Below are 20,952 nucleotides of genomic sequence, written 5' to 3'. Positions count from 1 at the left end.
CATGAACGACGACTTCCACCTGTACCTCGACAGCGCCGACCTGGCCGAGCTGCAGGCCTGCCTGCCGCACCCGGTGGTGCACGGCGTGACGACCAACCCGACGCTGCTGCAACGCGCCGGCGTGGGGCGCGCTTACGTCCCCGATCTGCTGAAGCGTTGCATCGACCTGGGCGCGCGCCAGGTGCAGGCCCAAGTGTATTCGAGCGAGGTCGACGGCATGCTGGAAGACGCCGCCGTCCTGCTGCCGCAGTTCGACCCCGGCCAGCTCGTCATCAAGATTCCCGCCACGCGCCAGGGCCTGGACGCCGGCGCGCGGCTCATCGCCCAGGGCGTGCCTGTGACGTGGACCGCCGTGTACGCGCCCGAGCAGGCGCACTTCGCCGCGCAGCTGGGCGCGGCCTATGCGGCGCCGTACCTCGGTCGGCTCGAAGACGCCGGCATCGACGGGCTGGCGCTCATCGCGCAGATGCAGTCGCTGGTCGCGCAACGGCCTTCTTCGGGTACGCGGCTGCTGGTGGCGAGCATCCGTTCGCGCGCGGCCTACCTGTCGCTGCTGGGGCTGGGCGTGGGCGCCATCACCATCCCGCCGCGCCTCTTTGCCGAGCTGCTCGACCATCCCGCCACCCTGGCTGCCGAAGCGGGTTTCCTGGCCGACGCCCGCGTCTTGCCCTGACAGAAGAAGAAAATCCAAGCACCATGCGCATTGCACTCACGGGCGAGGCCCTGATCGATTTCACCGCCGGCGAAGGTGGCACCCTGGCGTTCCTCGGCCATGAAGGCGGCTCGCCGCTGAACACGGCCGTGGCCTGTGCGCGGCTCGGGCAGCCGACCGGCTTTCTCACGCAGCTGTCCACCGACCTGTTCGGCGAGCGGCTGATGGCCTTTCTCGAACGCAACGGTGTCGACACCCGGCTCATTTTGCGCAGCGGCGCGCCGTCGACGCTGGCTTTTGTCGAACGCACGCCGCAGACCAACCGCTACGCCTTCTACACACGCGGCAGCGCCGACGCCACCTGGGCGCCCGAGCCGCTGCCGCAGCTGCCGGCGGAATGCCGCTTCCTGCACTTCGGCTCGATCTCGCTGCTGCAGGAGCCGGCGTCGTCGCGCATCGCCGACCTCGTGGCCGCCCACACGGGGCGCTGCGTGATCGTGTTCGATCCCAACGTGCGGCCCAGTCTGATCCCGGACATGGCCGCTTACCGCGCCCGCGTCAGCGAGTGGTTCGCCATGGCCGACCTGGTCAAGCTCAGCGACGAAGACGCCGCGCTGCTCGCCCCCGGGCGGCCCGTGGATGTGCTCGCGGCCGAATGCCTCACGGCCGGCGCGCGCGCCGTGGTCGTCACGCGCGGCGGTGCCGGCGCCACGCTGTGGCGCACCGGCAGCGCGCCGCTCACCGTGGCCGCGCCGCGCGTCGAGGTGGTCGACACCATCGGCGCGGGCGACACCTTCACCGCCGGGCTGTCCGTGGCGCTGCTGGCGCATGGCGTCGAGCATCCGGCGCAACTGGCCGAACTGGGCGACGACGCCTGGCGTGCCGTGATGCGCTTCGCCGCCACCGCCGCGGCCCTGAACTGCACCCGCGAGGGCGCCGATCCACCGACGCTGGAAGCCGTTCGCACGGCGCTTTCGCAGGAAGACAACGAGGCCGTCGCTTCCCGGCCCTGATCGATCCGTGCCGCCATGACCACGACCACCCGCAAACGCGCGATCCCGCGCCAACGCCAACCCGAGCTGGAGCGCGACTTCGCGCGCTCCCCGTCGCTGGGCTACGAGGCACCGGAAGAAACCGGCCTGGTGCGCTGCCTCGCGCACGGCTTTCCGAGCCCGCTGGTGCGATGGCACTTCCATGAAGACTACGAGCTGCACCTGATCACCGAGACCTCGGGCAAGGCCTTCATCGGCGACTGGATCGGACCGTTCCAGCCCGGGCATCTCGTGCTGTGCGGGCCGCGCCTGCCGCACAACTGGATCTCGCTCGATGTGCCCGAAGAAGGCGCCGCCGGGCGCGACCGCGTGATCCAGTTCCGCCATGAGCCCATCGAGCGCGCGGCCGCCGAGATTCCCGAGCTGCGCGACGTGATGCCGCTGCTCGATCGCGCGCGCCACGGCATCGAGTTTTTCGGCATGTCGGCGCAGGCACTCGCGCACTGGGACGCCATCAAGGCCGCGCGCGGCGTGCGCCGCCTGGGCCTGTTCTGCGAGTTCATGGCCGACCTGGCCCAGTGCACCGACTACCGGCTGCTGTCGAGCGTGCAGATGCAGGGCGTGCAGGGCAGCGACGGCGATGCGCAGGTCGACCAGATCAACGACATCGTGAACCGCATCACCAACAACATGACCGACTCGATCTCGATGTCGGACGTGGCCGCCGAGCTGGGCATGAGCGAGAGCCGCTTCAGCCGCTTCTTCCGACGCTCGACGGGCAACAGCTTCACCGACTTCGTGAACCGCGTGCGCATCAACAGCGCCTGCCACCTGCTGATGCAGACCGACCACTACGTGACCGACATCTGCTACCAGGTGGGCTTCAACAACGTGGCGAACTTCAACCGGCGCTTTCTCGAAATCAAGGGCATGACGCCGAGCGAGTTCAGGCGCCAGGCCGACACGCGCTTCGGCTGACTTCTTTCAAGGCGAACGCGCCCGCTCCGAAGGCGCCATCAGGGAGACCATCTTGTATCTGGGACTCGACCTCGGCACGTCCGAGCTCAAGGCATTGCTGCTCGCGGACGATCACCGCATCGTCGGCGTGGCACGCGCACCGCTCACGGTCGACCGGCCGCAGCCGCTGTGGTCCGAGCAGGCGCCTGCCCAATGGTGGCAGGCGCTCGAGGCGGTCATGGCCGAGCTGCGCACCACGCATGCGAAGGCGCTGGTGCAGGTACGCGCCATCGGCCTGTCGGGCCAGATGCACGGCGCCACGCTGCTCGATGCGGAAGGCGAGGTGCTGCGCCCGGCCATCCTCTGGAACGACGGCCGCAGCGGTGCGCAGTGCGAGGCGCTCACGCGCGCCGTGCCGCGCCTGGGCGAGATCGCCGGCAACCTCGCGATGCCCGGCTTCACCGCGCCCAAGCTGCTGTGGGTGCGCGAGCACGAGCCCGAGGTCTTCGCCCGCGTGGCGCGCGTGCTGCTGCCGAAGGACTGGTTGCGCTTCATGCTCAGCGGCGAGGCGGTCAGCGAGATGTCCGACGCGGCCGGCACGCTGTGGCTCGACGTGGGCGCGCGCGACTGGTCCGACGAACTGCTCGCCGCCACGGGGCTCACGCGCGATCACATGCCGCGGCTGGTGGAAGGCAGTGAAGTCTCCGCGTTGCTCAAGCCGGAACTGGCGGCGCGCTGGGGATTGCGCGAGGGCGTGAAGATCGCCGGCGGCGCGGGCGACAACGCCGCCAGCGCGGTCGGCATGGGGCTCGTCGAGCCGGGGCAGGGCTTCGTCTCGCTCGGCACCTCGGGCGTGGTCTTCGTCTCGACCGACCGCTTCCTGCCGAACCCCGCGCAGGCGATGCACGCCTTCTGCCATGCCTTGCCCAGGCGCTGGCACCAGATGTCGGTGATGCTCTCGGCCGCGAGCGCGGTGAGCTGGGCTGCGAAGACCTTCAAGTTCGCGGACGAGGCGGCGCTGCTCGAAGCCGCGGCCTCGGTCGCGCTGGCGGACCGGGCGCGCTGCCCGCTGTTCCTGCCGTACCTGTCGGGCGAGCGCTCGCCGCACAACAACCCGAATGCGCAAGGGGTGCTGTTCGGCCTCACGCATGCGCATGGCCCCGCGGAGATTGCCTACGCCGTGGTCGAGGGCGTGAGCTTCGGGCTGCGCGATGGCTTCGACACGCTGCGCCTGCCGGCCGACATGCCGCTGCGTGAAGTCGCGCTGGTGGGGGGCGGTGCGCGCAGTGTGTGGTGGGGGCAGTTGCTGGCCGACATCTTCCAGGTGCCGCTGACGCTGTACGCGGGCAGCGAGACGGGCGGGGCGCTCGGTGCGGCGCGGTTGGCGTGGCTGGCTGATGGAGGTGCTGTGGCAGAGGTGTGCACGCTGCCGCCGGTGAAGCAGACGCTGGAGCCTTCAACCGAAGGGGCCGATGGGCACAGGACGCGGCATGCGCGGTTCCAGGTGCTCTACATGGCGCTGCGCGACCAGTTTCGATAAGCGAGCGCATCTGATCGCCCCATGAAAAAAGCCCCGCCGAAGCGGGGCTTTTTTCTATTTCGCGAAACACCGCGGAACCGGCTTTGCCGGGCCGCAGGTGTTGCCCCCGGTAGGGGGTTGGCGTAGCGGACACGAAGTGCCGCGCAGCCTGGGGGCGAGCGAAATTACATGCCCATGCCGCCCATGCCGCCCATGCCACCCATGTCGGGCATGCCACCGCCGCCGGCGCCGGACTCGTCCTTGGGTGCGTCAGCAACCATGGCTTCGGTCGTCAGCAGCAGCGAGGACACCGAAGCGGCGTTCTGCAGTGCGGTGCGGGTGACCTTCGTCGGGTCCAGGATGCCCAGCTCGAGCATGTCGCCGTACGTGTCGTTCGCAGCGTTGAAGCCGTAGTTGCCCTTGCCGGCCAGCACAGCGTTCACCACCACCGAGGCTTCGCCGCCGGCGTTGTTCACGATTTCGCGCAGGGGCGCTTCGATGGCCTTCAGCACCAGCTTGATGCCGGCTTCCTGGTCAGCGTTGTCGCCCTTGACCGACTCGCCCACGGCTTGCTTGGCACGCAGCAGTGCCACGCCGCCGCCAGCCACAACGCCTTCTTCCACTGCAGCGCGGGTGGCGTGCAGGGCGTCTTCGACGCGAGCCTTCTTTTCCTTCATTTCGACTTCGGTGGCCGCGCCAACCTTGATCACTGCCACGCCGCCGGCCAGCTTGGCCACGCGCTCTTGCAGCTTTTCACGGTCGTAGTCGCTGGTCGCTTCTTCGATCTGAACGCGAACTTGCTTCACGCGGGCTTCGATGTCAGCAGCAGCGCCAGCGCCGTCGATGATGATCGTGTTTTCCTTGCCCACTTCGATGCGCTTGGCTTGACCCAGGTCGGCCAGCGTCACCTTTTCGAGCGTCAGGCCCACTTCTTCAGCGATGACCTTGCCGCCCGTCAGGATGGCGATGTCTTCCAGCATGGCCTTGCGGCGGTCGCCGAAGCCAGGAGCCTTCACAGCCACGACCTTCAGGATGCCGCGGATCGTGTTCACGACCAAGGTAGCCAGGGCTTCGCCTTCGACTTCTTCGGCAATGATCAGCAGCGGACGGCCAGCCTTGGCGACTTGCTCCAGCACCGGCAGCAGGTCACGGATGTTGCTGATCTTCTTGTCGAACAGCAGCACGAAGGGGTTGTCGAGCAGCGCCGATTGCTTCTCGGGGTTGTTGATGAAGTAGGGCGACAGGTAGCCGCGGTCGAACTGCATGCCTTCGACGACGTCGAGTTCGCTGTCCAGCGACTTGCCGTCTTCCACGGTGATCACGCCTTCCTTGCCGACCTTGTCCATCGCGTCAGCGATGAGCTTGCCGATGGTTTCGTCGCTGTTGGCCGAGATGGAGCCGACTTGCGCGATTTCCTTGGAGGTGGTGGTGGGCTTGGAAGCCTTCTTCAGCTCGGCGACCAGGGCCGTGACAGCCTTGTCGATGCCGCGCTTCAGGTCCATCGGGTTCATGCCGGCAGCCACCAGCTTGAAACCTTCGCGAACGATGGCTTGTGCCAGGACCGTGGCGGTCGTGGTGCCGTCACCAGCGTTGTCGCTGGTCTTGGAGGCCACTTCCTTCACGAGCTGGGCGCCCATGTTCTGCAGCTTGTCCTTGAGTTCGATTTCCTTGGCCACGGACACACCGTCCTTGGTCACGGTGGGGGCGCCGAACGAACGCTCGAGCACCACGTTGCGGCCCTTGGGGCCCAGGGTCACTTTGACTGCGTTGGCCAGGATGTTGACACCCTCGACCATGCGTGCGCGGGCTTCTCCGCCGAAGACTACGTCTTTTGCTGCCATGATGAATTAACTCCGAATGGATTGAATTTGGATGGGATCGAAAGGGAGGAGAAGAATTACTTCTCGACGACTGCGAACAGGTCGTCTTCCTTCATCACGAGCAGTTCGTCGCCATCGACCTTGACGGTCTGGCCGCTGTACTTGCCGAACAGGACGCGGTCGCCGACCTTGACGGTCAGTGCGGCCAGTTCGCCCTTGTCGTTGCGCTTGCCCGGGCCCACGGCCAGGACTTCACCCTGATCGGGCTTTTCGGCGGCTGCGTCGGGGATGACGATGCCAGAGGCGGTCTTGGTTTCGCTGTCAACACGCTTGACGATCACGCGATCGGCCAAAGGACGAAGTTTCATTGCATCTCCTGGAAGGGTAAGAAACGGGTTTGTTTGTGGTCGGGCGCCGGAGAAACCGGCGACCTGTCAACTGGATGGGAGGGCTGTTAGCACTCGTCAGCAGCGAGTGCTAATCATAAGGGCATTCGATGACCTTTCAAGGGCGGCGCCCTTGCCGCCGTTTGGCACCGCCGTGCTTTTCCGGGGAAACACCGGGTGGCCGGGTGCCTTCGGCCGGGAAGTTTTGAGATATTTTGCCCGGGCAAAATAAGGCCGTGCCCATGTCGCCGATGCACGGAGGTCGCGCGCAGATTGCTTTTTTGTAATCCGGGTGATCGGTGGTGGACGGGCTTGGCTTCCTAGAGTCGCGGCATCCCGGCAACCTCCAAGGACACCATGACACACACCTTCCGCAACACCGTTTTCGCCGCAGGAGCCGCACTGGCCGCTGCCGGCGCCTTTGCCTCGGGCACCCATGCCGGTGGCCACGGCCACGATGCCGAGGCCGCCGTCGGCAAGCCTGGCGTGGCCGCCAAGGTGACGCGCACGGTCCAGGTCGACATGACGGACTCGATGCGCTTCACGCCGGCGGACATCAAGGTCAAGCAGGGCGAGACGGTGCGCTTCGTCGTCAAGAACTCCGGCGTCCTGAAGCATGAGCTCGTGCTCGGGACCGAGAAGGCGCTGCTGGCGCACTACGAGGCCATGAAGAAGAACCCCGAGATGGAGCACGCCGATCCGAACATGGTCACGCTGGCCGCTGGCAAGACCGGCGAGATCGTCTGGCAGTTCACCCAGGCCGGCAAGGTCGACTTCGGCTGCCTGCAGCCGGGCCACTACGACGCAGGAATGAAGGGCGCGGTGCTGGTGGGCAAGGCCGGCAAGTGAGCGTCCTGCGCACGCGTCTTTCACGTGCCGGCCGCCATGCCGGCGCTTTTTCTTCCAGGGAATCGCGCGACAGGGCTTGACCTTCACATCGTGTCAACCTGGACACTGATCGCTTCCCCCTCAAGGGCTTCCCCCTTTCCTGTCGGAGAACGCGAATGAACGACACGTCCACCAGGCACGCAGGACACCCCCACGGTCATCACGGCCACCACGATCACCACGCATCGCACGGGCATGCGCCCGCGGGCCCTGCGCAGCCCGCTGCGGAGGGCACGGTCTACACCTGCCCCATGCACCCGGAGATCCGGCAGGACCACCCGGGCAACTGCCCCAAGTGCGGCATGACGCTGGAGCCCGAGATGCCGACCCTCGACGAGGGCGAAGACCCCGAGCTGAAAGACTTCAAGCGGCGCTTCTTCTGGACGCTGCCGCTCAGCGTTGTCGTCACCGTGCTCGCCATGGCCGGCCACCGCCTGCAGTGGTTCGAGATGGGCACGCAAAGCTGGATCGAGCTCGTGCTCAGCGTGCCGATCGTGCTGTGGGCCGGCTGGCCGTTCTTTGTGCGCGCGGTGCAGTCGGTGGCGAACCGCAGCCCGAACATGTGGACCCTGATCGGTCTGGGCACGGCCGCCGCCTTTGTCTACAGCGTCGTGGCCACGGTGGCGCCGGGCGTGTTCCCCGCGTCGTTCGTGTCGATGGGGCGCGTGTCGGTCTACTTCGAGGCGGCGGCGGTGATCATTTCGCTCACCTTGCTGGGCCAGATCCTCGAACTCAAGGCGCGCTCGCAAACCTCCGCGGCGATCAAGTCGCTGCTGGGGCTCGCGCCCAAGACGGCGCGCCGGATCGGCGCCGACGGCACCGAGGAAGACGTGCCCATCGCCCACGTGCACGTGGGCGACCGGCTGCGCGTGCGCCCCGGAGAGAAGGTGCCGGTGGACGGCGTGGTGATCGAAGGCGGCAGTGCGGTCGACGAATCGATGCTCACCGGCGAGCCGCTGCCCGTGACCAAGCGCGTGGGCGACAAGCTCATCGGCGCGACGCTCAACACCAATGGCGCGCTGGTCATGCAGTCGGAAAAGGTCGGCTCGCAGACCGTGCTCGCGAGCATCGTGCAGATGGTCGCGCAGGCCCAGCGCTCGCGCGCGCCGATGCAGCGGATGGCCGACCAGGTCGCCGGCTACTTCGTGATGACGGTGATCGCCATCGCGGTGCTGACCTTCTTCGCCTGGGGGTTCTTCGGGCCGCAGCCCAGCTGGGTCTACGGCCTCATCAATGCCGTGGCGGTGCTCATCATTGCCTGCCCCTGTGCGCTCGGCCTCGCGACGCCGATGTCGATCATGGTGGCCACCGGCAAGGCGGCCACGCAGGGCGTGCTGTTCCGCGATGCCGCCGCGATCGAGAACTTCCGCAAGGTCGATGCGCTCATCGTCGACAAGACCGGCACCCTGACGGAAGGCCGGCCGCAGTTCGAGCGCGCGGTGCCTGCGCCGGGCTTCACCGCGGACGAGGTGCTGCGTCTGGCGGCCAGCCTGGACCAGGGCAGCGAACACCCGCTGGCCGACGCCATCGTGCGGGCGGCGCGCGAGCGCCAGCTGGCGCTGGACACGCCCGAGGGTTTCGAATCCGCCAGCGGCATCGGCGTGAGCGGCGCCGTGGCGGGCCGGAAGCTGGCGCTGGGCAACACGGCGCTCATGGAGCAGCTGCGCGTGCGGGTCGACGCGCTCAAGCCGCAGGCCGAGGCCCTGCGGGCCGAGGGCGCGAGTGTCATGTTCCTGGCGGTGGACGGCCAGGCGGCCGGCCTGCTCGCGGTGTCGGACCCGATCAAGCCCACCACGCTGGAGGCGCTGGCCGCGCTCAAGGCCTCGGGCCTGCGCGTCATCATGGCCACCGGCGACGGGCTGACCACGGCCCGGGCCGTCGCCGCGAAGCTGGGCATCGACGAGGTGCACGGCGAAGTCAAGCCCGCCGACAAGCTCGCGCTGGTCGACAGGCTGCAGCGCGAGGGCCGCATCGTCGCGATGGCCGGCGACGGCATCAACGACGCGCCCGCGCTCGCCAAGGCCGACGTCGGCGTGGCCATGGGCACCGGCACCGATGTCGCGATGAACAGCGCCCAGGTGACGCTGGTCAAGGGCGACCTGCGCGGCATCGCGCAGGCGCGCGTCATCTCCGAGCAGACCATCGCCAACATGAAGCAGAACCTCGGCTTCGCCTTCCTCTACAACGCGCTGGGCGTGCCGCTGGCCGCGGGCGTGCTGTTCCCGTTCACCGGCTGGCTGCTGTCGCCGATGATCGCGGCGCTGGCGATGAGCCTGAGCTCGGCATCGGTGATCACCAATGCCTTGCGCCTGCGCGGCGCTACCTGGCGCGAGGCTTGAGAAGGCCCGCCAGGGCCTTCTGGTCTTCGGCCAGCTGGATGCGCATGAGCTGGAGCACGCGCACCGCCAGGCCGGACAGCGGCTGTCCCGGCGGCAGCACCAGCATGCCAGCGAAGGACACCTCCAGCGACAGCGGGCGCACGGCCAGGCCGCGCTGCGCGTACTCCAGCGCGGTGACCGGGTTGACGACGCCGATGCCCATGCCGCTCAGGGCCATCTCACACACGCTGGCCGCGTACGGGGTTTCGACCAGCACGCTCAAGGCGACGTTGCAGTCCGCCAGGGCCCGCTCCAGGCGGCGCCGGGACGCATCTTCCGGGTTGAGCGCGAGGAAGGGCTCTTCGGCGAGTTGATGCGGCTGGATGGTCCTGGCGCGGGCCAGCCGGTGCTTGGCGTGCATCACCACCACGCCCGGAAAGCGCGCGAATTCGGAGTGCTCCAGGCCGGTCGTCGGCATCTCGTCGGCCATCAGCCCGAAGTCGACCTGGCGCCCCAGCACGGCCTCGTGCACCTCCCGCGAACTGAGCACCTGCAGCGAAATCTGCGGACGGGCGTCGGCGTCGCCGCGCTCGGCCACCAGCCGCGACAGCACCCGCGGCACGAAGCTCAGGCCGAAGGCCGGGTACACCGCCATGCGCAACGTGTTGACGCCGAAGCGCTTGAGGCTGCGCATGCGGTGCTCGATGCTGCTCAAGCCCACGAAGACGCGCTCGACCTCGGTCAGCAGCGCTTGCGCTTCGGGCGTGGGGTGCAGGCGGCCGCGCAGCCGGCGGAACAGGGGAAAGCCCGCGGCTTCCTCGAGCCTGCGCAGCGACTGGCTGATGGCCGGCTGCGTCACGCCCAGCAGCGCCGCCGCCTTGCTCGCGGAGCCCACGGACATCACGGAACGGAACACCTCGATCTCTCGGAGCAACATATAACAACCGCTTATGGAGAAAGAATTTCGGGCGCGATCCGGATTATCTCCAGCGTCCTAGAGTTGGCGTCTTCAGCCACTTCCCGAAAGACGCGAGATGAACCTTCGAACAGCGCTTGCAGTGACGGTCCTGGCGTGTGCGGCGCCCGTGTGGGCGCACGACTTTTCCAGCGACGTCGCCAGGTTCCAGACCCTCGCGGCCACCCGCAAGCCCGACAGCCCGCAGGCGGTGGCCGCGAAGCTTGCTCTGGAGCGGGCGCAGGGCGAGATGGAGCAGTCGGACGTGAAGATGCTGCTGCGCATCCGTTCGATGACCAACGCCGGTCTGCGTGCCCTCGGCGAACAGCCGGCCCTGCTCACCAGCGAGTACAAGCGCCTGGAGGCGGCGCTGGCCAACCCGAAGACGCAGGACCCGGCCCGGATCGCCACCGCCCGCGAAACCTTCACCCGCCTGGGCGTGGAGATGAAGGTCTACACCGATCTCGAAACCATGGCCGTCGAGCAGATGAAGCATGCGCTGCAGCTCATCGAATCGGCCCCCGCGAACTGACTTCCACCGTGAACCCATCCATTTCCCATCCCGGCACGTCCTCTGCAGACGCCGCCTTCGCCAGCCTGGCGCCGCCGGTGTGGCGCGCCTCCACGGTCGTCTTCGACTCGCTCGACGATTTCGTGCATCGCCGCACCCGCCTGCCGGACGGCTTCAGCTACGGCACGACGGGCACGCCGACGCAGCGTGCCCTGGAGGCGCGCATCGCCGAGCTGGACGGCGCCGCCCACGGCATCGTCTTTCCTTCCGGACAGGCGGCCATCTGCGGCGTGCTGCTCGCACTGCTCCAGAAGGGCGACCACCTGTTGATGACCGATGCCGCCTACGGCCTGGCCAAGTCCTTCGCCGTCGAACGGCTGCAGGCGCTGGGCATCGAGGTCGAGTTCTACGCGCCGCGCATCGGCGCGGGCATCGAGCGCCTCGTGCGCCCGAACACGCGGCTCATCTGGCTGGAGTCGCCCGGCACGGTGACGATGGAGGTGGAGGACGTGCCGGCGATCACCGCCGTGGCGCGCGCCCGTGGCGTGCTGACCGCCATCGACAACACCTGGGCCAGCCCGCTGGGCTTTGCCGCGCTGGCGCACGGCGTCGACCTGTGCATTCACGCATGCACCAAGTACATGGGCGGGCATTCGGACGTGCTGATGGGCAGCGTCACCACCCAGGACGAAGGCCTGTACCGCTCCTTGCGCGGCCTGCAGTCGCTGATGGGTCTGGCCGTGAGCCCGGAGGACTGCTTCCTGGTGGCCCGGGGCCTGGACACGATGCAGGTGCGCATGGAGCGCCAGGCCGCCAGCGCGCGCCTGATCGCCGGGCAACTCGCCGCGCACCGCCTCGTGCGCCGCATGCTCTTTCCGGCGCTGCCCGGCGCGCCGGACCATGCGCTGTGGGCGCGCGATTTCGCGCAGCCCGGCTGCGTGATGTCGCTGCAGCTCGTGGACTGCCCCTACGACGCCTACCGGACGCTGTTCGCAGGCCTGAAGCGCTTTGCCATCGGCGCCAGCTGGGGCGGCGTGCGCAGCATCGCGGCCTTCTACCCGGCGGAAGAACTCGCCAGGCGCAATTTCTGCGACGTCGAAGGGCCGGTCATCCGCCTGTCGATCGGCCTGGACGACCCCCAGGCCCTGCGCGACGAGCTGCTGGGCGCGCTGGACGCCTGCGCCACGCGTTTCGATCTCTGATCCCCGACACCTGGAGCCCGCGATGACCCTCAAGCCGACCCTTCACGCCGCGTCGACCCGTTCCTTCCTCGCCATGGCCGGCCTCGCGCTGTGCGCAAGCGTTGCCGCGCAGACCGCGCCGCCGCTGGACGGCACGCTCAAGAAGATCAAGGACACCGGGGCGATCACCGTGGCCACGCGCGGCGCCTCGATCCCGTTCAACTACCTGGACGACCACAACAAGCAGGCCGGCTTCGCCTGGGAAGTCTCGCAGCGCGTGGTCGCCCAGGTGAAGAAGGACCTGCAGCTCGCCCGGCTGGAGGTCAAGACCCTGGAAGTCACGCCGCAGACGCGCATCCCGCTGGTGGCCAACCAGACCGTCGACCTGGAGTGCAGCTCGACCACCAACAACGCCGAGCGGCAGAACCAGGTGTCGTTCTCGACGACCTTCTTCGTCGTGGGCGCGCGGCTGCTGGTGCGCAAGAACTCGGGCATCAAGCACTGGGCCGACCTCGTGGGCAAGAACGTCGTGGTCAGCGCGGGCACCACGGCGGAGCGCATGCTGCGGCAGCTCAACGAGAAGAACAAGTGGGGCATCCAGATCATCCTGGCCAAGGACATCAACGAGAACTTCCTGACCGTGGAGACGGGGCGCGCGGTGGCCGCGACGCAGGACGACATCATTCTGTTCAGCAACATCGCCCGCGCCAGGAACCCGGCGGACTGGGAGGTGGTCGGCGTGCCGCAGCAGAAGGAAGCTTATGGCTGCATGCTGCGCAAGGGCGACGCGGCGTTCAAGAAGCTCGTCGACGGCGTGATCACCGGGATGATGCGATCGGGCGAGTTCACCGCGCTGTACGAGAAGTACTTCCTCAAGCCCATCGCGGTGAAGGGCAGCGTGACGGTCAACTTCCCGATGTCGCCCGACATGCAGGACCTCGTGCGCCATCCGAGCGACCAGCCGCTGTAAGGCGCGGGCGCGGCCACCCCTTCACGAACCGAACCGCCTGCCGGCACCTTTCGCGATGCACTACACCTGGGATTGGTTGATCTTCTTCAAACCCTCGGTCACGGGGGAGGGCCTATACGGCCTGATGCTGGTGCGCGGGTTGCTGTGGACGGTCGCGCTGTCGCTGCTGGCCTGGACGCTGGCATTGGGCCTGGGCCTGATCGCCGGCGTGGCCCGCACGCTGCCCCACCGGACGGCGCGCACGCTGTCGGCGGTGTACATCCACTGCTTTCGCAACACGCCGCTGCTGGTGCAGCTGTTTCTCTGGTACTTCGTGGTGCCCGAGCTGTTGCCGACCGCCTGGGGCCATGCGATCAAGCAGATGAACCCGACCGCGAACCAGTTCCTCACCGTGCTGGTGGGCCTCACGCTCTACACGGCGGCGAAGGCGGCCGAGCAGGTGCGCGCGGGCATCGAGTCGGTGCCGCGCAGCCAGAAGCAGGCGGCCATGGCGATGGGCCTGGGAACCGTGGCGGCCTACCGCTACGTGGTCCTGCCGCAGGCCCTGCGCATCGTCATCCCGCCGCTGACCTCGGACTTCCTGAACGTGTTCAAGAACTCGGCCGTCGCGCTGACGATCGGGCTCATGGAGCTCACCGGGCAGACGCGCCAGCTCAGCGAGTTCAGCGCCCATCCCTTCGAGGCCTTCATCGTGGCGACGCTCATCTACATGGCGATCACCTACGGCGTGATCGTGCTGATGCGCCGCATCGAACATCGGGTGCGCGTGCCCGGGCTGCTGGGCGCCGCGTGATGGGCTACGACTTCGATTGGGTCGCCCTGCAGCGCGCCTGGCCCTACCTGCTGCAGGGCCTGCAGATGACCGCCTTGCTGGTGGCGGCCTCCATGGCCGCGGGCATCGGCCTGGGAACCTTGCTGGCGATCACGCGGATCTTCGCGCCGCGGCCGGTGGCGGCGCTCGTGGCGGGGTACGTGAACCTGTTCCGCTCGATCCCGCTGATCCTCACGATCCTGTGGATCTACTTCCTGATGCCGGTGGTGCTGCGCGCCGTGACCGGCGACCCGAACCTCGGCGTCGGGCCGATCTACGCCGCGCTCGTGGCGTTCGTGCTCGCGGAGTCCGCCTACTACTGCGAGATCATCCGCGCCGGCATCGGCAGCGTGCGCGCCGGCCAGATGCAGGCGGCGCAGTCGCTGGGGATGTCGCCGGGGCAGGCGATGCGGCACGTGATCCTGCCGCAGGCCTTTCGCAACATGACGCCCTCGCTCATCAACCAGACCATCGCGCTGCTCAAGGACACCTCGCTGGTCTACGTGATCAGCCTGAACGACTTTCTCGGCGCCGCCAGCAAGGTGGGACAACGCGACGGGCGCGTGGTCGAGGTCTACATCCTGGTCGCCGTCGTCTACCTGGTGCTGTGTACGGCGGGCGCCTGGTGGGTCACGTGGCTGCAACGGCGCAAGGTGGCGGCGGCGACCTGAGGCCTTCTCAGAACTTCGCGCGCAGCGTCAGCTGCACTTCGCGCCCCGGTCCCGGCAGGATCAGGTTGTCCACGCTGCCGTGGGCCGACACGTAGTACTTGCGGTTCGCGATGTTCTTCAGGTTCAGCGCGATCTCGTAGCGCTCGGTCTTGTAGTTGGCCGCGAGGTCGGCGGTCAGGTACGAGGGCAGCGTGACGAGGTTGCTCAGCGAGGCATAGCGCGCGCTGACGTAGTTCAGGCCGCCGCCGGCGCTGAAGCCGTGGCCCAGGTCCTTCATGGCCCACACGAAGGCCGAGTGGCGCGGCGTGAGCGCGGCGGTCTTGCCCTGCACCGGGATCGCGGCGCCCACGGGCAGCTGCAGCGAACTCACGGTGGCGAGCGACTTGGTCATCTTCGCGTCGAGGTAGGCATAGCCCGCACTCACGTCCCAGCGGCCCGGCAGGCGGCCGTTGAGCGCGAGCTCCAGGCCGTTGGTGCGCTGCGTGCCGACGTTGATCTGGCGGCGCGGGTTGTTCGGGTCGGTGTTCTTGATGCCCGAGCGTTCCAGGTTGAACAGCGCGGTCGTGAGGTTCAGGCCACCGTCGAGCAGATCGAACTTGGCGCCGATTTCCTTGTTGACGGTGATCTCTGGCGCGTTGTCGATGTTGCCGGTGGACAGCGCGAAGTTCTCACCCGAGGGCTGGAACGAGCGGCTGTACGACACGTAGTACGACTGCACCGTGTCGGGCTGCCACACCACGCCGGCGCGCGGGCTGAACTTGCGGTCGGTGCGTTCCAGCGGCGCGAGCTTGCGCTCGAAACTGGTGTCCTGCTTGAACACGTCGTAGCGCCCGCCGATCAGCGCCTTCCAGTGCGGCGCCAGCGTGATCTGGTCCTGGAAGTACACGGCCGCGGTCTTGAACTCGCTGTTGCTCGGGATCGCGCCGTCGGCGAGGTAGGTGGCCAGCGGGATCGGCAGCGGGTCCGCCACCGGGCTGAACAGGTTCACGCGCTGCGCTCCTGTGGCGGAAGACACGCTGAAAAGGCGCTTGCGCTGCACGCCGAACTCGGCACCGACCAGCCACTCCTGCTTGAAGCCGCCCAGGTCGTTGCGCCAGGTCAGGTCGGTCTGGTTGAACCAGCCGCTCTCGTCGCGGTCGACGATGCCGCGCGTGCGGCCCACCGTCAGGCGCACCGGGTCGGTGGTGCCGCTGGGCAGCGTGTTGTTGCGGTCCAGGTGGTAGCTCGAATAGCGCGTGGTGTTGCGCAGGCTCAGCGCGTCGCTGAAGCGATGGTTCAGCGTGGCGGTGAAGGTCTGCACCTTGCTGGTCACGGTGTCGTCGCGCTTGCCGTGCGCCGAGCCGTAGTAGGCGCCGATGGGCACGTCGACCGGGCGGCCGTTGAGCGCCGGAATGCCGAAGTCGGTGAGGCGCTGGTCGCGCAGGTTGGTGTACTGCAGCAGCAGGTCGGTCTGCGGGCTGAACTTGATCGCGAGCGAAGGCGCGATGTTGTGGCGGTCGGTGAACTGCTGGTCGCGGTAGCTGTCCGACTGCTCGCCCGCCACGTTCAGGCGAAAAGCCATGTTCTCGCCGATGGGCGTGTTCAGGTCGATCGTGCTGCGCGTGTAGTGGTGGCTGCCCAGGCCCAGCGAGACCTCGCCGAAGCGGCGCTCGAACACGGGCTTCTTGGTCACGCGGTTGATCAGGCCGCCCGAGGAGCCGCGGCCGTAGAGCACGGCGGCCGGGCCCTTGAGCACTTCGATGCGCTCGGTGTCCGAGAGGTCGCGGAAGTACAGCGCGTCGTCGCGCACGCCGTCCACGAACCAGTCGGAGATGCCGCTGAAGCCGCGGATCACGACCTGGTCGCGCTGGCCGTCGCCGTGGTTGAAGCTCACGCCCGGCACGTTGCGCAGGGCGTCCTGCATCGACACGGCGCCCTGGTCGCGCAGCAGCTGTTCGGGCAGCACGTTGACGGCCTGCGGCACGTCGCGCAGCGGCGCGCTGCCCTTGGTGGCGGTGCTGGCGGCGGCGGGGGCGTAGCCCTTGTCGTCCTCGGCGCTGACGGTGACTTCCTTCAGCGTCGTGGCGGCGGTCTGCGCCAGCGCCATGCCCGACAGCGACGCGAGGGCGGTGCCGGCCAGCAGCGAAAGGGGCCACAGCGGGCGCGAGGGGGTGGCGGTGCGGGAGGAGGGCTTCATGTTGTCCGGTTGTGCTTGTTCTTGGAGGGCGGCGCCGCGCAGGCGCAGCCGTACGCGACAACGCCCTTCGTCGCGAGAGACGAAGGGCGTTGTCGTGCCCTGCCTTGAACTGGAAATGTCTGGGTGAGGCAATGGCGCAGCGCGGACGGAAGAAGCTCCGTGGCGGGACGCCATGACGGCCGCTGGACGCGGCGGGCTGAATTCTAAAGAGCTAAATGCGAGGCGTTTGCATTTGTGGCGAGGATGCGACGCGGGGCCGCCCGCTCGCGGCTCACAGCTGGTCGGTCGGCACGAACCACGAGAACAGCAGCAGCTGCAGGCGCGTGAGCATGCTGGAGTCGGGCTCGCTGTCGAGCACCTCGTTGTGCACGTCGCCGGTGCCGATCCATTGCACGTTCTGGCCGTCGGGCTTGAGCACGACGCGGTACACGCCTTCCATGTCGTCCAGCTGGTAGGCGAAGAGCAGCGCCTGCGTCAGCTCGAAGCTGCGCACGCGCACGCCGAACTCGGTGTTCAGCAGGGCCGAGCGCGGGTCGAGGTTCATCGAGCCCAGCAGCACCCATTGGCGGTCGACCAGCGCCAGCTTGGCGTGCAGGCGACCGCGCGCCTTCTTGAGCAGGCTGCGGAACTGGCCGCTGCGCTTGAGCTGCTGCGTGCTCACCTCGTACAGGTTCACGCCGAGCTTGAGCATGTCGACGCGGTAGCGGTTGTAGTTGATGTTCACCAGCGGCTCGTCGCTGTCGGCCAGCGAGTTGGTGACCACGGTGATGCTCAGGCCGTGGTCGCGGCCCATGCGGATGCGCTCCATGCCCTCGTCGCCGGGAATGAAGTAGGGCGAGATCACCACCACGTTCGACTTCGCGGCGCCCAGCATCTCGTGGAAGCGCTGCGCCAGCGACTCCTGCGGACGCGCCATCGTGCCCAGGGCCTTGTTCGGGCTGTCGGCGGTGGCGGCGGCCTCGGCGCGGATCCAGCGCGTCTCGCCGATGTTGTCCAGCTGCGCGCCCAGCGGCAGGTCGCCCAGCAGGTCGGTGGCGGCCAGCGGGTCGGGCAGCGGCGCGAAGGCCGGCGAGGTCGCGGCGTCGAAGGCGGCCTTGAGTTCGTCGGGCGTGAGCGTCGTGCCGGCCATGCGCTGCAGCGGGTAGACCACGTCGCTGTTCCAGTAGGTGTCGAAGATCCCGGCCGACTGCGGCACCACCGGGCCGGCCAGCAGCAGTTCGAAGTCGATGAAGTTGGCGCTCTCGCTGCGCAGGAAGTACTCGTCCGCGAGGTTGCGCCCGCCGGCGATGGCCATGGCGCCGTCGGCGATGAACAGCTTGTTGTGCATGCGGTGGTTGAGCCGCCGGAAATCGCCGAAGAATTCCAGCCAGCGCAGCGACGAATGGTCGCGTGCGTTCACGAAGGGGTTGAACAGCCGCACCTGCGCGTTGGGCTCGGCGGCCAGCCCGAGCAGCAAGCGGTCCATGCCGGCGGTGTAGAAGTCGTCGAGCAGCAGGCGCACGCGCACGCCGCGCCGGGCGGCATCGCGCAGTTCGCGCAGCAGCAGGCGGCCGGTCTTGTCGTTGCCGAGCTGGTAGGTCTGCACGTCGAGCGAGGCCCGGGCGCGGCGGATGAGCTCCAGCCGCGCATCGAGCGCGAACGAGGCCTCGATCAGCGGCCGCATGCTCGACAGGCCGTCGGGCGGCGAATCGAGGCTGGCGGCGGCATGGCCGAGCGGGGTGGCGGCCGAAGCCGGAATGGCGATCGAGGGCGGCCCATCGGGCAGGCGCGGCGGCAGGCCGGCGCAGCCGGTGAGCACCAGCACGGCCAGCACCAGCGCCGGGCCGCGCAGCGCGGGAAACAACGAGGCGAGGAGCTTGAGCATGGGGCCTGTCAGCGCACGCAAGGGCGTGCGGGCGGCATCGTAGCCCGGCGCGCGACGGCGACCGCGGCGGTTTTGCAACGCTTCGCCCCTGTGTGCTGGAAAACCCGTGGACCGCGACTTTCTTGACAATAGAATGCGAATTGTTATCAATAGTGTTCAATGAGCAATAAAAACATGGCAAGAATGAGGGCGCGGCGCAGAGCCGCTTCGGTGCTGGCGGGCTGCCTGGCGATCTACGCGCAGCAGCACGTTCTGGCGCAAACGGGCGGCACCGGCTCGCTGCCTGAAGTGCGCGTCGATGCGAACGCCGAAGCCGAAACCGCCACCTCGCCCGTGATCGGCTACCGCGCGAAGAACGCCGTTACCGCCACCAAGACCGACACGCCGCTGTCGGAAACGCCGCAGTCCGTCACCGTGATCACGCGCGACCAGATGGTCGACCAGGGCGCCAACAACCTGCAGGACGCCCTCAACTACGCGGCGGGCGTGCGCTCCGACGCCTACGGTGTCGATTCGCGCACCGACTCGATCCGCGTGCGCGGCGCCTATCCCGACATCTACCTCGATGGCCTGCGCCAGGCCTACGGCTACTACACCAGCACCACGCGCACCGAGCCCTACACGCTGGAGCGCCTCGAAGTGCTGCGCGGCCCCTCGGGCATGCTGTTCGGCGCGGGCACCGCGGCGGGCGTGGTCAACATGGTCAGCAAGCGGCCGCTGCAGGAGGCCCAGCGCGAGGTGGGCGTGCAGTTCGGCAGCTTCGGCCGCAAGCAGGTGCAGGCCGACCTGACCGGTCCGCTGAACGCCGACGGCTCGCTGTCGTACCGGTTGGTCGCATTGCAGCGCAAGTCCGATTCGCAGGTGGACAACGTGCCCGACGACCGCAGCGTGATCGCGCCCTCGCTCACCTGGCGCCCCAACGCGGCGACCTCGCTCACGTTGCAGGGCCTGTGGCAGAAGGACAAGAGCGGCAGCAGCTCGCAGTTCCTCCCGTGGGAAGGCACCTTGCTGCCGAACCCGAACGGCCGCGTGCCGGCCAGCCGCTTCATCGGCGAGGCCGGCGACTACTACAACAGCGAGCGCCAGACCTTCGGCTGGCAGTTCGAGCACAAGTTCAACGACAGCTGGACCGTGCGCCAGAACTTCCGCTACGCGAAGAACGAAAACGACAACCGCTACCACTACGGCGGTGCGTTCAGCGGCTTCGACAGCTGGTCGACCGACCCGATCTTCAAGCGCGTGTTCCCCCGCTACTTCGACAGCCAGCTGACGCGCAACCGCACGCAGACCCTGGACAACCACGTCGAGGGCCACTTCCAGACCGGCGCGCTCCAGCACACGCTGCTCGTGGGCGCGGACTTCGCGCGTCAGCGCGAGAACGTCTGGGGCGGCACCACCGCGGACACCATCGACCTCTATGCGCCGGTGTACGGCCACGTGGACGAACCCGAGCGCGTGGCGCGTCCGCGCACCCGCCAGCGCCAGACCGGCCTGTACCTGCAGGACCAGATCAAGCTCGACAACTGGATCTTCGTGGCCGGCCTGCGCCATGACCGCGCCGTGTCCAGCGCCGCCGGCAGCGACGAGCAAAAGAGCAGCGCCACCACCAAGCGACTGGGCGTGATGTACGCCCATCCTTCGGGCTGGTCGCCGTACCTGAGCTACAGCGAGTCGTTCACGCCGCAGTCGCCGCGCGAAGGCCGCATCTTCTCGCCGCTGCGCGGCGAGCAGTGGGAAGCGGGCCTGAAGTACGAGCCGAAGAACCGCGCCATGGCCTTCAGCGCCGCGGTGTACGACCTGCGCGAGAAGAACCAGATCGTCGAAGAGCAGCCGAAGGTGTTCTCGCAGCGCGGCCTGACCAAGACCAAGGGTGTGGAGCTGGAAGCCAAGGGCTCGGTGGGTGCGAACCTCGACCTGATCGCCCACTACAACTACACCGACGCCGACGCGCAGATCGAAGGCCTGCCCAAGCACCAGGCCAGCTTCTGGGCCAAGTACAGGTTCTCGGTGGCCGGCATGAGCGGCTTCTCGGCCGGCGCCGGCGTGCGCGTGATGAGCTCGTTCCGCGACACCCAGTTCGGCGCCGGCCCGCGCATCCCCGGTGTGGCGCTGGCCGACCTGGTGTTTGCTTACGATACGGCCCAGTGGCGCTATGCGCTCAACATCAACAACGTGACGGACAAGGTGTACTTCAGCACCTGCCTGTCGCGCGGTGACTGCTGGTACGGTGCGCGACGCAACATCGTGGCGAGCGCCACCTACCGCTTCTAGCCTTTTCCCC

Annotated in this window: 17 protein-coding genes; 12 read left to right on the top strand and 5 right to left on the bottom strand. The window is 68.1% G+C overall.

The features are described from left to right. The first annotated feature begins 1 nt into the window (after position 1). Genes AC1RLW_RS29545 through xylB form a run of 4 tightly spaced genes read left to right on the top strand, consistent with a single transcriptional unit; the run spans position 2 to position 4,141 of the window. Positions 2-673, top strand: coding sequence for a transaldolase family protein (locus AC1RLW_RS29545; RefSeq protein ID WP_493196045.1), 672 nt, complete (start codon positions 2-4; stop codon positions 671-673). A 23-nt stretch (positions 674-696) separates the two neighbouring features. Then, positions 697-1,665, top strand: a complete 969-nt coding sequence (locus AC1RLW_RS29540) for a carbohydrate kinase family protein (RefSeq protein WP_493196043.1) — start codon at positions 697-699, stop codon at positions 1,663-1,665. Positions 1,666-1,680: 15 nt separating this feature from the next. Then, entirely contained in the window at positions 1,681-2,622 is a 942-nt protein-coding gene (locus AC1RLW_RS29535; protein ID WP_062471853.1) for an AraC family transcriptional regulator, read from the top strand. A gap of 52 nt (positions 2,623-2,674) precedes the next feature. Next, on the top strand, positions 2,675-4,141 hold the full coding sequence (xylB, locus tag AC1RLW_RS29530; RefSeq protein WP_493196042.1) for a xylulokinase: 1,467 nt from the start codon (positions 2,675-2,677) through the stop codon (positions 4,139-4,141). 164 nt (positions 4,142-4,305) lie between these two features. On the opposite strand, the gene groL is transcribed toward xylB, so the two are convergent. After that, a complete protein-coding gene (gene groL, locus AC1RLW_RS29525) occupies positions 4,306-5,961 on the bottom strand; it encodes a chaperonin GroEL (RefSeq protein ID WP_493196040.1) in 1,656 nt (551 codons plus the stop codon). Between the two features lie 56 nt (positions 5,962-6,017). Further along, the gene (locus AC1RLW_RS29520; RefSeq protein WP_056572926.1) at positions 6,018-6,308 is read right to left on the bottom strand and encodes a co-chaperone GroES; all 291 of its coding nucleotides are present in this window, start codon (positions 6,306-6,308) and stop codon (positions 6,018-6,020) included. A 375-nt stretch (positions 6,309-6,683) separates the two neighbouring features. On the opposite strand from AC1RLW_RS29520, the gene AC1RLW_RS29515 reads away from it, so the two are divergent. Together AC1RLW_RS29515 and AC1RLW_RS29510 are read left to right on the top strand one after the other, a co-directional pair. Next, positions 6,684-7,175, top strand: a complete 492-nt coding sequence (locus tag AC1RLW_RS29515; protein WP_095743735.1) for a cupredoxin domain-containing protein — start codon at positions 6,684-6,686, stop codon at positions 7,173-7,175. A gap of 155 nt (positions 7,176-7,330) precedes the next feature. Next, positions 7,331-9,553, top strand: coding sequence for a copper-transporting P-type ATPase (locus AC1RLW_RS29510; protein ID WP_493196039.1), 2,223 nt, complete (start codon positions 7,331-7,333; stop codon positions 9,551-9,553). Here AC1RLW_RS29510 and AC1RLW_RS29505 read toward each other — a convergent pair. Continuing rightward, on the bottom strand, positions 9,534-10,469 hold the full coding sequence (locus tag AC1RLW_RS29505) for a LysR substrate-binding domain-containing protein (RefSeq protein WP_447741337.1): 936 nt from the start codon (positions 10,467-10,469) through the stop codon (positions 9,534-9,536). The genes AC1RLW_RS29510 and AC1RLW_RS29505 overlap by 20 nt on opposite strands. A gap of 97 nt (positions 10,470-10,566) precedes the next feature. Between AC1RLW_RS29505 and AC1RLW_RS29500 the strand changes: the two genes are divergently transcribed. The 5 genes from AC1RLW_RS29500 to AC1RLW_RS29480 are packed head-to-tail and all read left to right on the top strand — an operon-like array spanning position 10,567 to position 14,631. Beyond that, positions 10,567-11,019, top strand: a complete 453-nt coding sequence (locus AC1RLW_RS29500; protein ID WP_159278448.1) for a hypothetical protein — start codon at positions 10,567-10,569, stop codon at positions 11,017-11,019. A gap of 8 nt (positions 11,020-11,027) precedes the next feature. Further along, the gene (locus AC1RLW_RS29495) at positions 11,028-12,200 is read left to right on the top strand and encodes a trans-sulfuration enzyme family protein (RefSeq protein WP_493196038.1); all 1,173 of its coding nucleotides are present in this window, start codon (positions 11,028-11,030) and stop codon (positions 12,198-12,200) included. A 22-nt stretch (positions 12,201-12,222) separates the two neighbouring features. Beyond that, positions 12,223-13,149: a transporter substrate-binding domain-containing protein gene (locus AC1RLW_RS29490; RefSeq protein WP_493196037.1), complete on the top strand. Its 927-nt coding sequence runs from the start codon at positions 12,223-12,225 to the stop codon at positions 13,147-13,149. Between the two features lie 55 nt (positions 13,150-13,204). Next, positions 13,205-13,942, top strand: coding sequence for an amino acid ABC transporter permease (locus tag AC1RLW_RS29485; RefSeq protein WP_493196036.1), 738 nt, complete (start codon positions 13,205-13,207; stop codon positions 13,940-13,942). Continuing rightward, positions 13,942-14,631: an amino acid ABC transporter permease gene (locus tag AC1RLW_RS29480; RefSeq protein WP_159278447.1), complete on the top strand. Its 690-nt coding sequence runs from the start codon at positions 13,942-13,944 to the stop codon at positions 14,629-14,631. Before AC1RLW_RS29485 ends, AC1RLW_RS29480 begins: the two co-directional genes overlap by 1 nt. Before the next feature lie 7 nt (positions 14,632-14,638). Here the strand turns inward: AC1RLW_RS29480 and AC1RLW_RS29475 are convergent, their stop codons facing one another. Both AC1RLW_RS29475 and AC1RLW_RS29470 read right to left on the bottom strand, forming a co-directional pair. After that, a complete protein-coding gene (locus tag AC1RLW_RS29475) occupies positions 14,639-16,807 on the bottom strand; it encodes a TonB-dependent receptor (protein WP_493196035.1) in 2,169 nt (722 codons plus the stop codon). 271 nt (positions 16,808-17,078) lie between these two features. Next, a complete protein-coding gene (locus AC1RLW_RS29470; RefSeq protein ID WP_307695440.1) occupies positions 17,079-18,671 on the bottom strand; it encodes a phospholipase D family protein in 1,593 nt (530 codons plus the stop codon). Between the two features lie 174 nt (positions 18,672-18,845). On the opposite strand from AC1RLW_RS29470, the gene AC1RLW_RS29465 reads away from it, so the two are divergent. Continuing rightward, entirely contained in the window at positions 18,846-20,942 is a 2,097-nt protein-coding gene (locus AC1RLW_RS29465) for a TonB-dependent siderophore receptor (RefSeq protein ID WP_493196034.1), read from the top strand. Positions 20,943-20,952: the final 10 nt, after the last annotated feature.

The sequence above is a fragment of the Variovorax sp. GW822-FHT04A09 genome (assembly GCF_058801005.1).
Note: the sequence above shows the minus strand (reverse complement) of the source record. Positions and strands in the feature narration are given on the sequence as shown.

Coding starts and splice junctions, on each gene's coding strand:
- AC1RLW_RS29500 (WP_159278448.1), top strand. CDS start 10,567: ATGAACCTTCGAACAGCGCTTGCAGTGACGGTCCTGGCGTGTGCGGCG.
- AC1RLW_RS29480 (WP_159278447.1), top strand. CDS start 13,942: ATGGGCTACGACTTCGATTGGGTCGCCCTGCAGCGCGCCTGGCCCTAC.
- AC1RLW_RS29475 (WP_493196035.1), bottom strand. CDS start 16,807: ATGAAGCCCTCCTCCCGCACCGCCACCCCCTCGCGCCCGCTGTGGCCC.
- AC1RLW_RS29510 (WP_493196039.1), top strand. CDS start 7,331: ATGAACGACACGTCCACCAGGCACGCAGGACACCCCCACGGTCATCAC.
- AC1RLW_RS29535 (WP_062471853.1), top strand. CDS start 1,681: ATGACCACGACCACCCGCAAACGCGCGATCCCGCGCCAACGCCAACCC.
- groL (WP_493196040.1), bottom strand. CDS start 5,961: ATGGCAGCAAAAGACGTAGTCTTCGGCGGAGAAGCCCGCGCACGCATG.
- AC1RLW_RS29505 (WP_447741337.1), bottom strand. CDS start 10,469: ATGTTGCTCCGAGAGATCGAGGTGTTCCGTTCCGTGATGTCCGTGGGC.
- AC1RLW_RS29520 (WP_056572926.1), bottom strand. CDS start 6,308: ATGAAACTTCGTCCTTTGGCCGATCGCGTGATCGTCAAGCGTGTTGAC.
- AC1RLW_RS29485 (WP_493196036.1), top strand. CDS start 13,205: ATGCACTACACCTGGGATTGGTTGATCTTCTTCAAACCCTCGGTCACG.
- AC1RLW_RS29515 (WP_095743735.1), top strand. CDS start 6,684: ATGACACACACCTTCCGCAACACCGTTTTCGCCGCAGGAGCCGCACTG.
- AC1RLW_RS29470 (WP_307695440.1), bottom strand. CDS start 18,671: ATGCTCAAGCTCCTCGCCTCGTTGTTTCCCGCGCTGCGCGGCCCGGCG.
- AC1RLW_RS29465 (WP_493196034.1), top strand. CDS start 18,846: ATGGCAAGAATGAGGGCGCGGCGCAGAGCCGCTTCGGTGCTGGCGGGC.
- AC1RLW_RS29490 (WP_493196037.1), top strand. CDS start 12,223: ATGACCCTCAAGCCGACCCTTCACGCCGCGTCGACCCGTTCCTTCCTC.
- AC1RLW_RS29540 (WP_493196043.1), top strand. CDS start 697: ATGCGCATTGCACTCACGGGCGAGGCCCTGATCGATTTCACCGCCGGC.
- AC1RLW_RS29545 (WP_493196045.1), top strand. CDS start 2: ATGAACGACGACTTCCACCTGTACCTCGACAGCGCCGACCTGGCCGAG.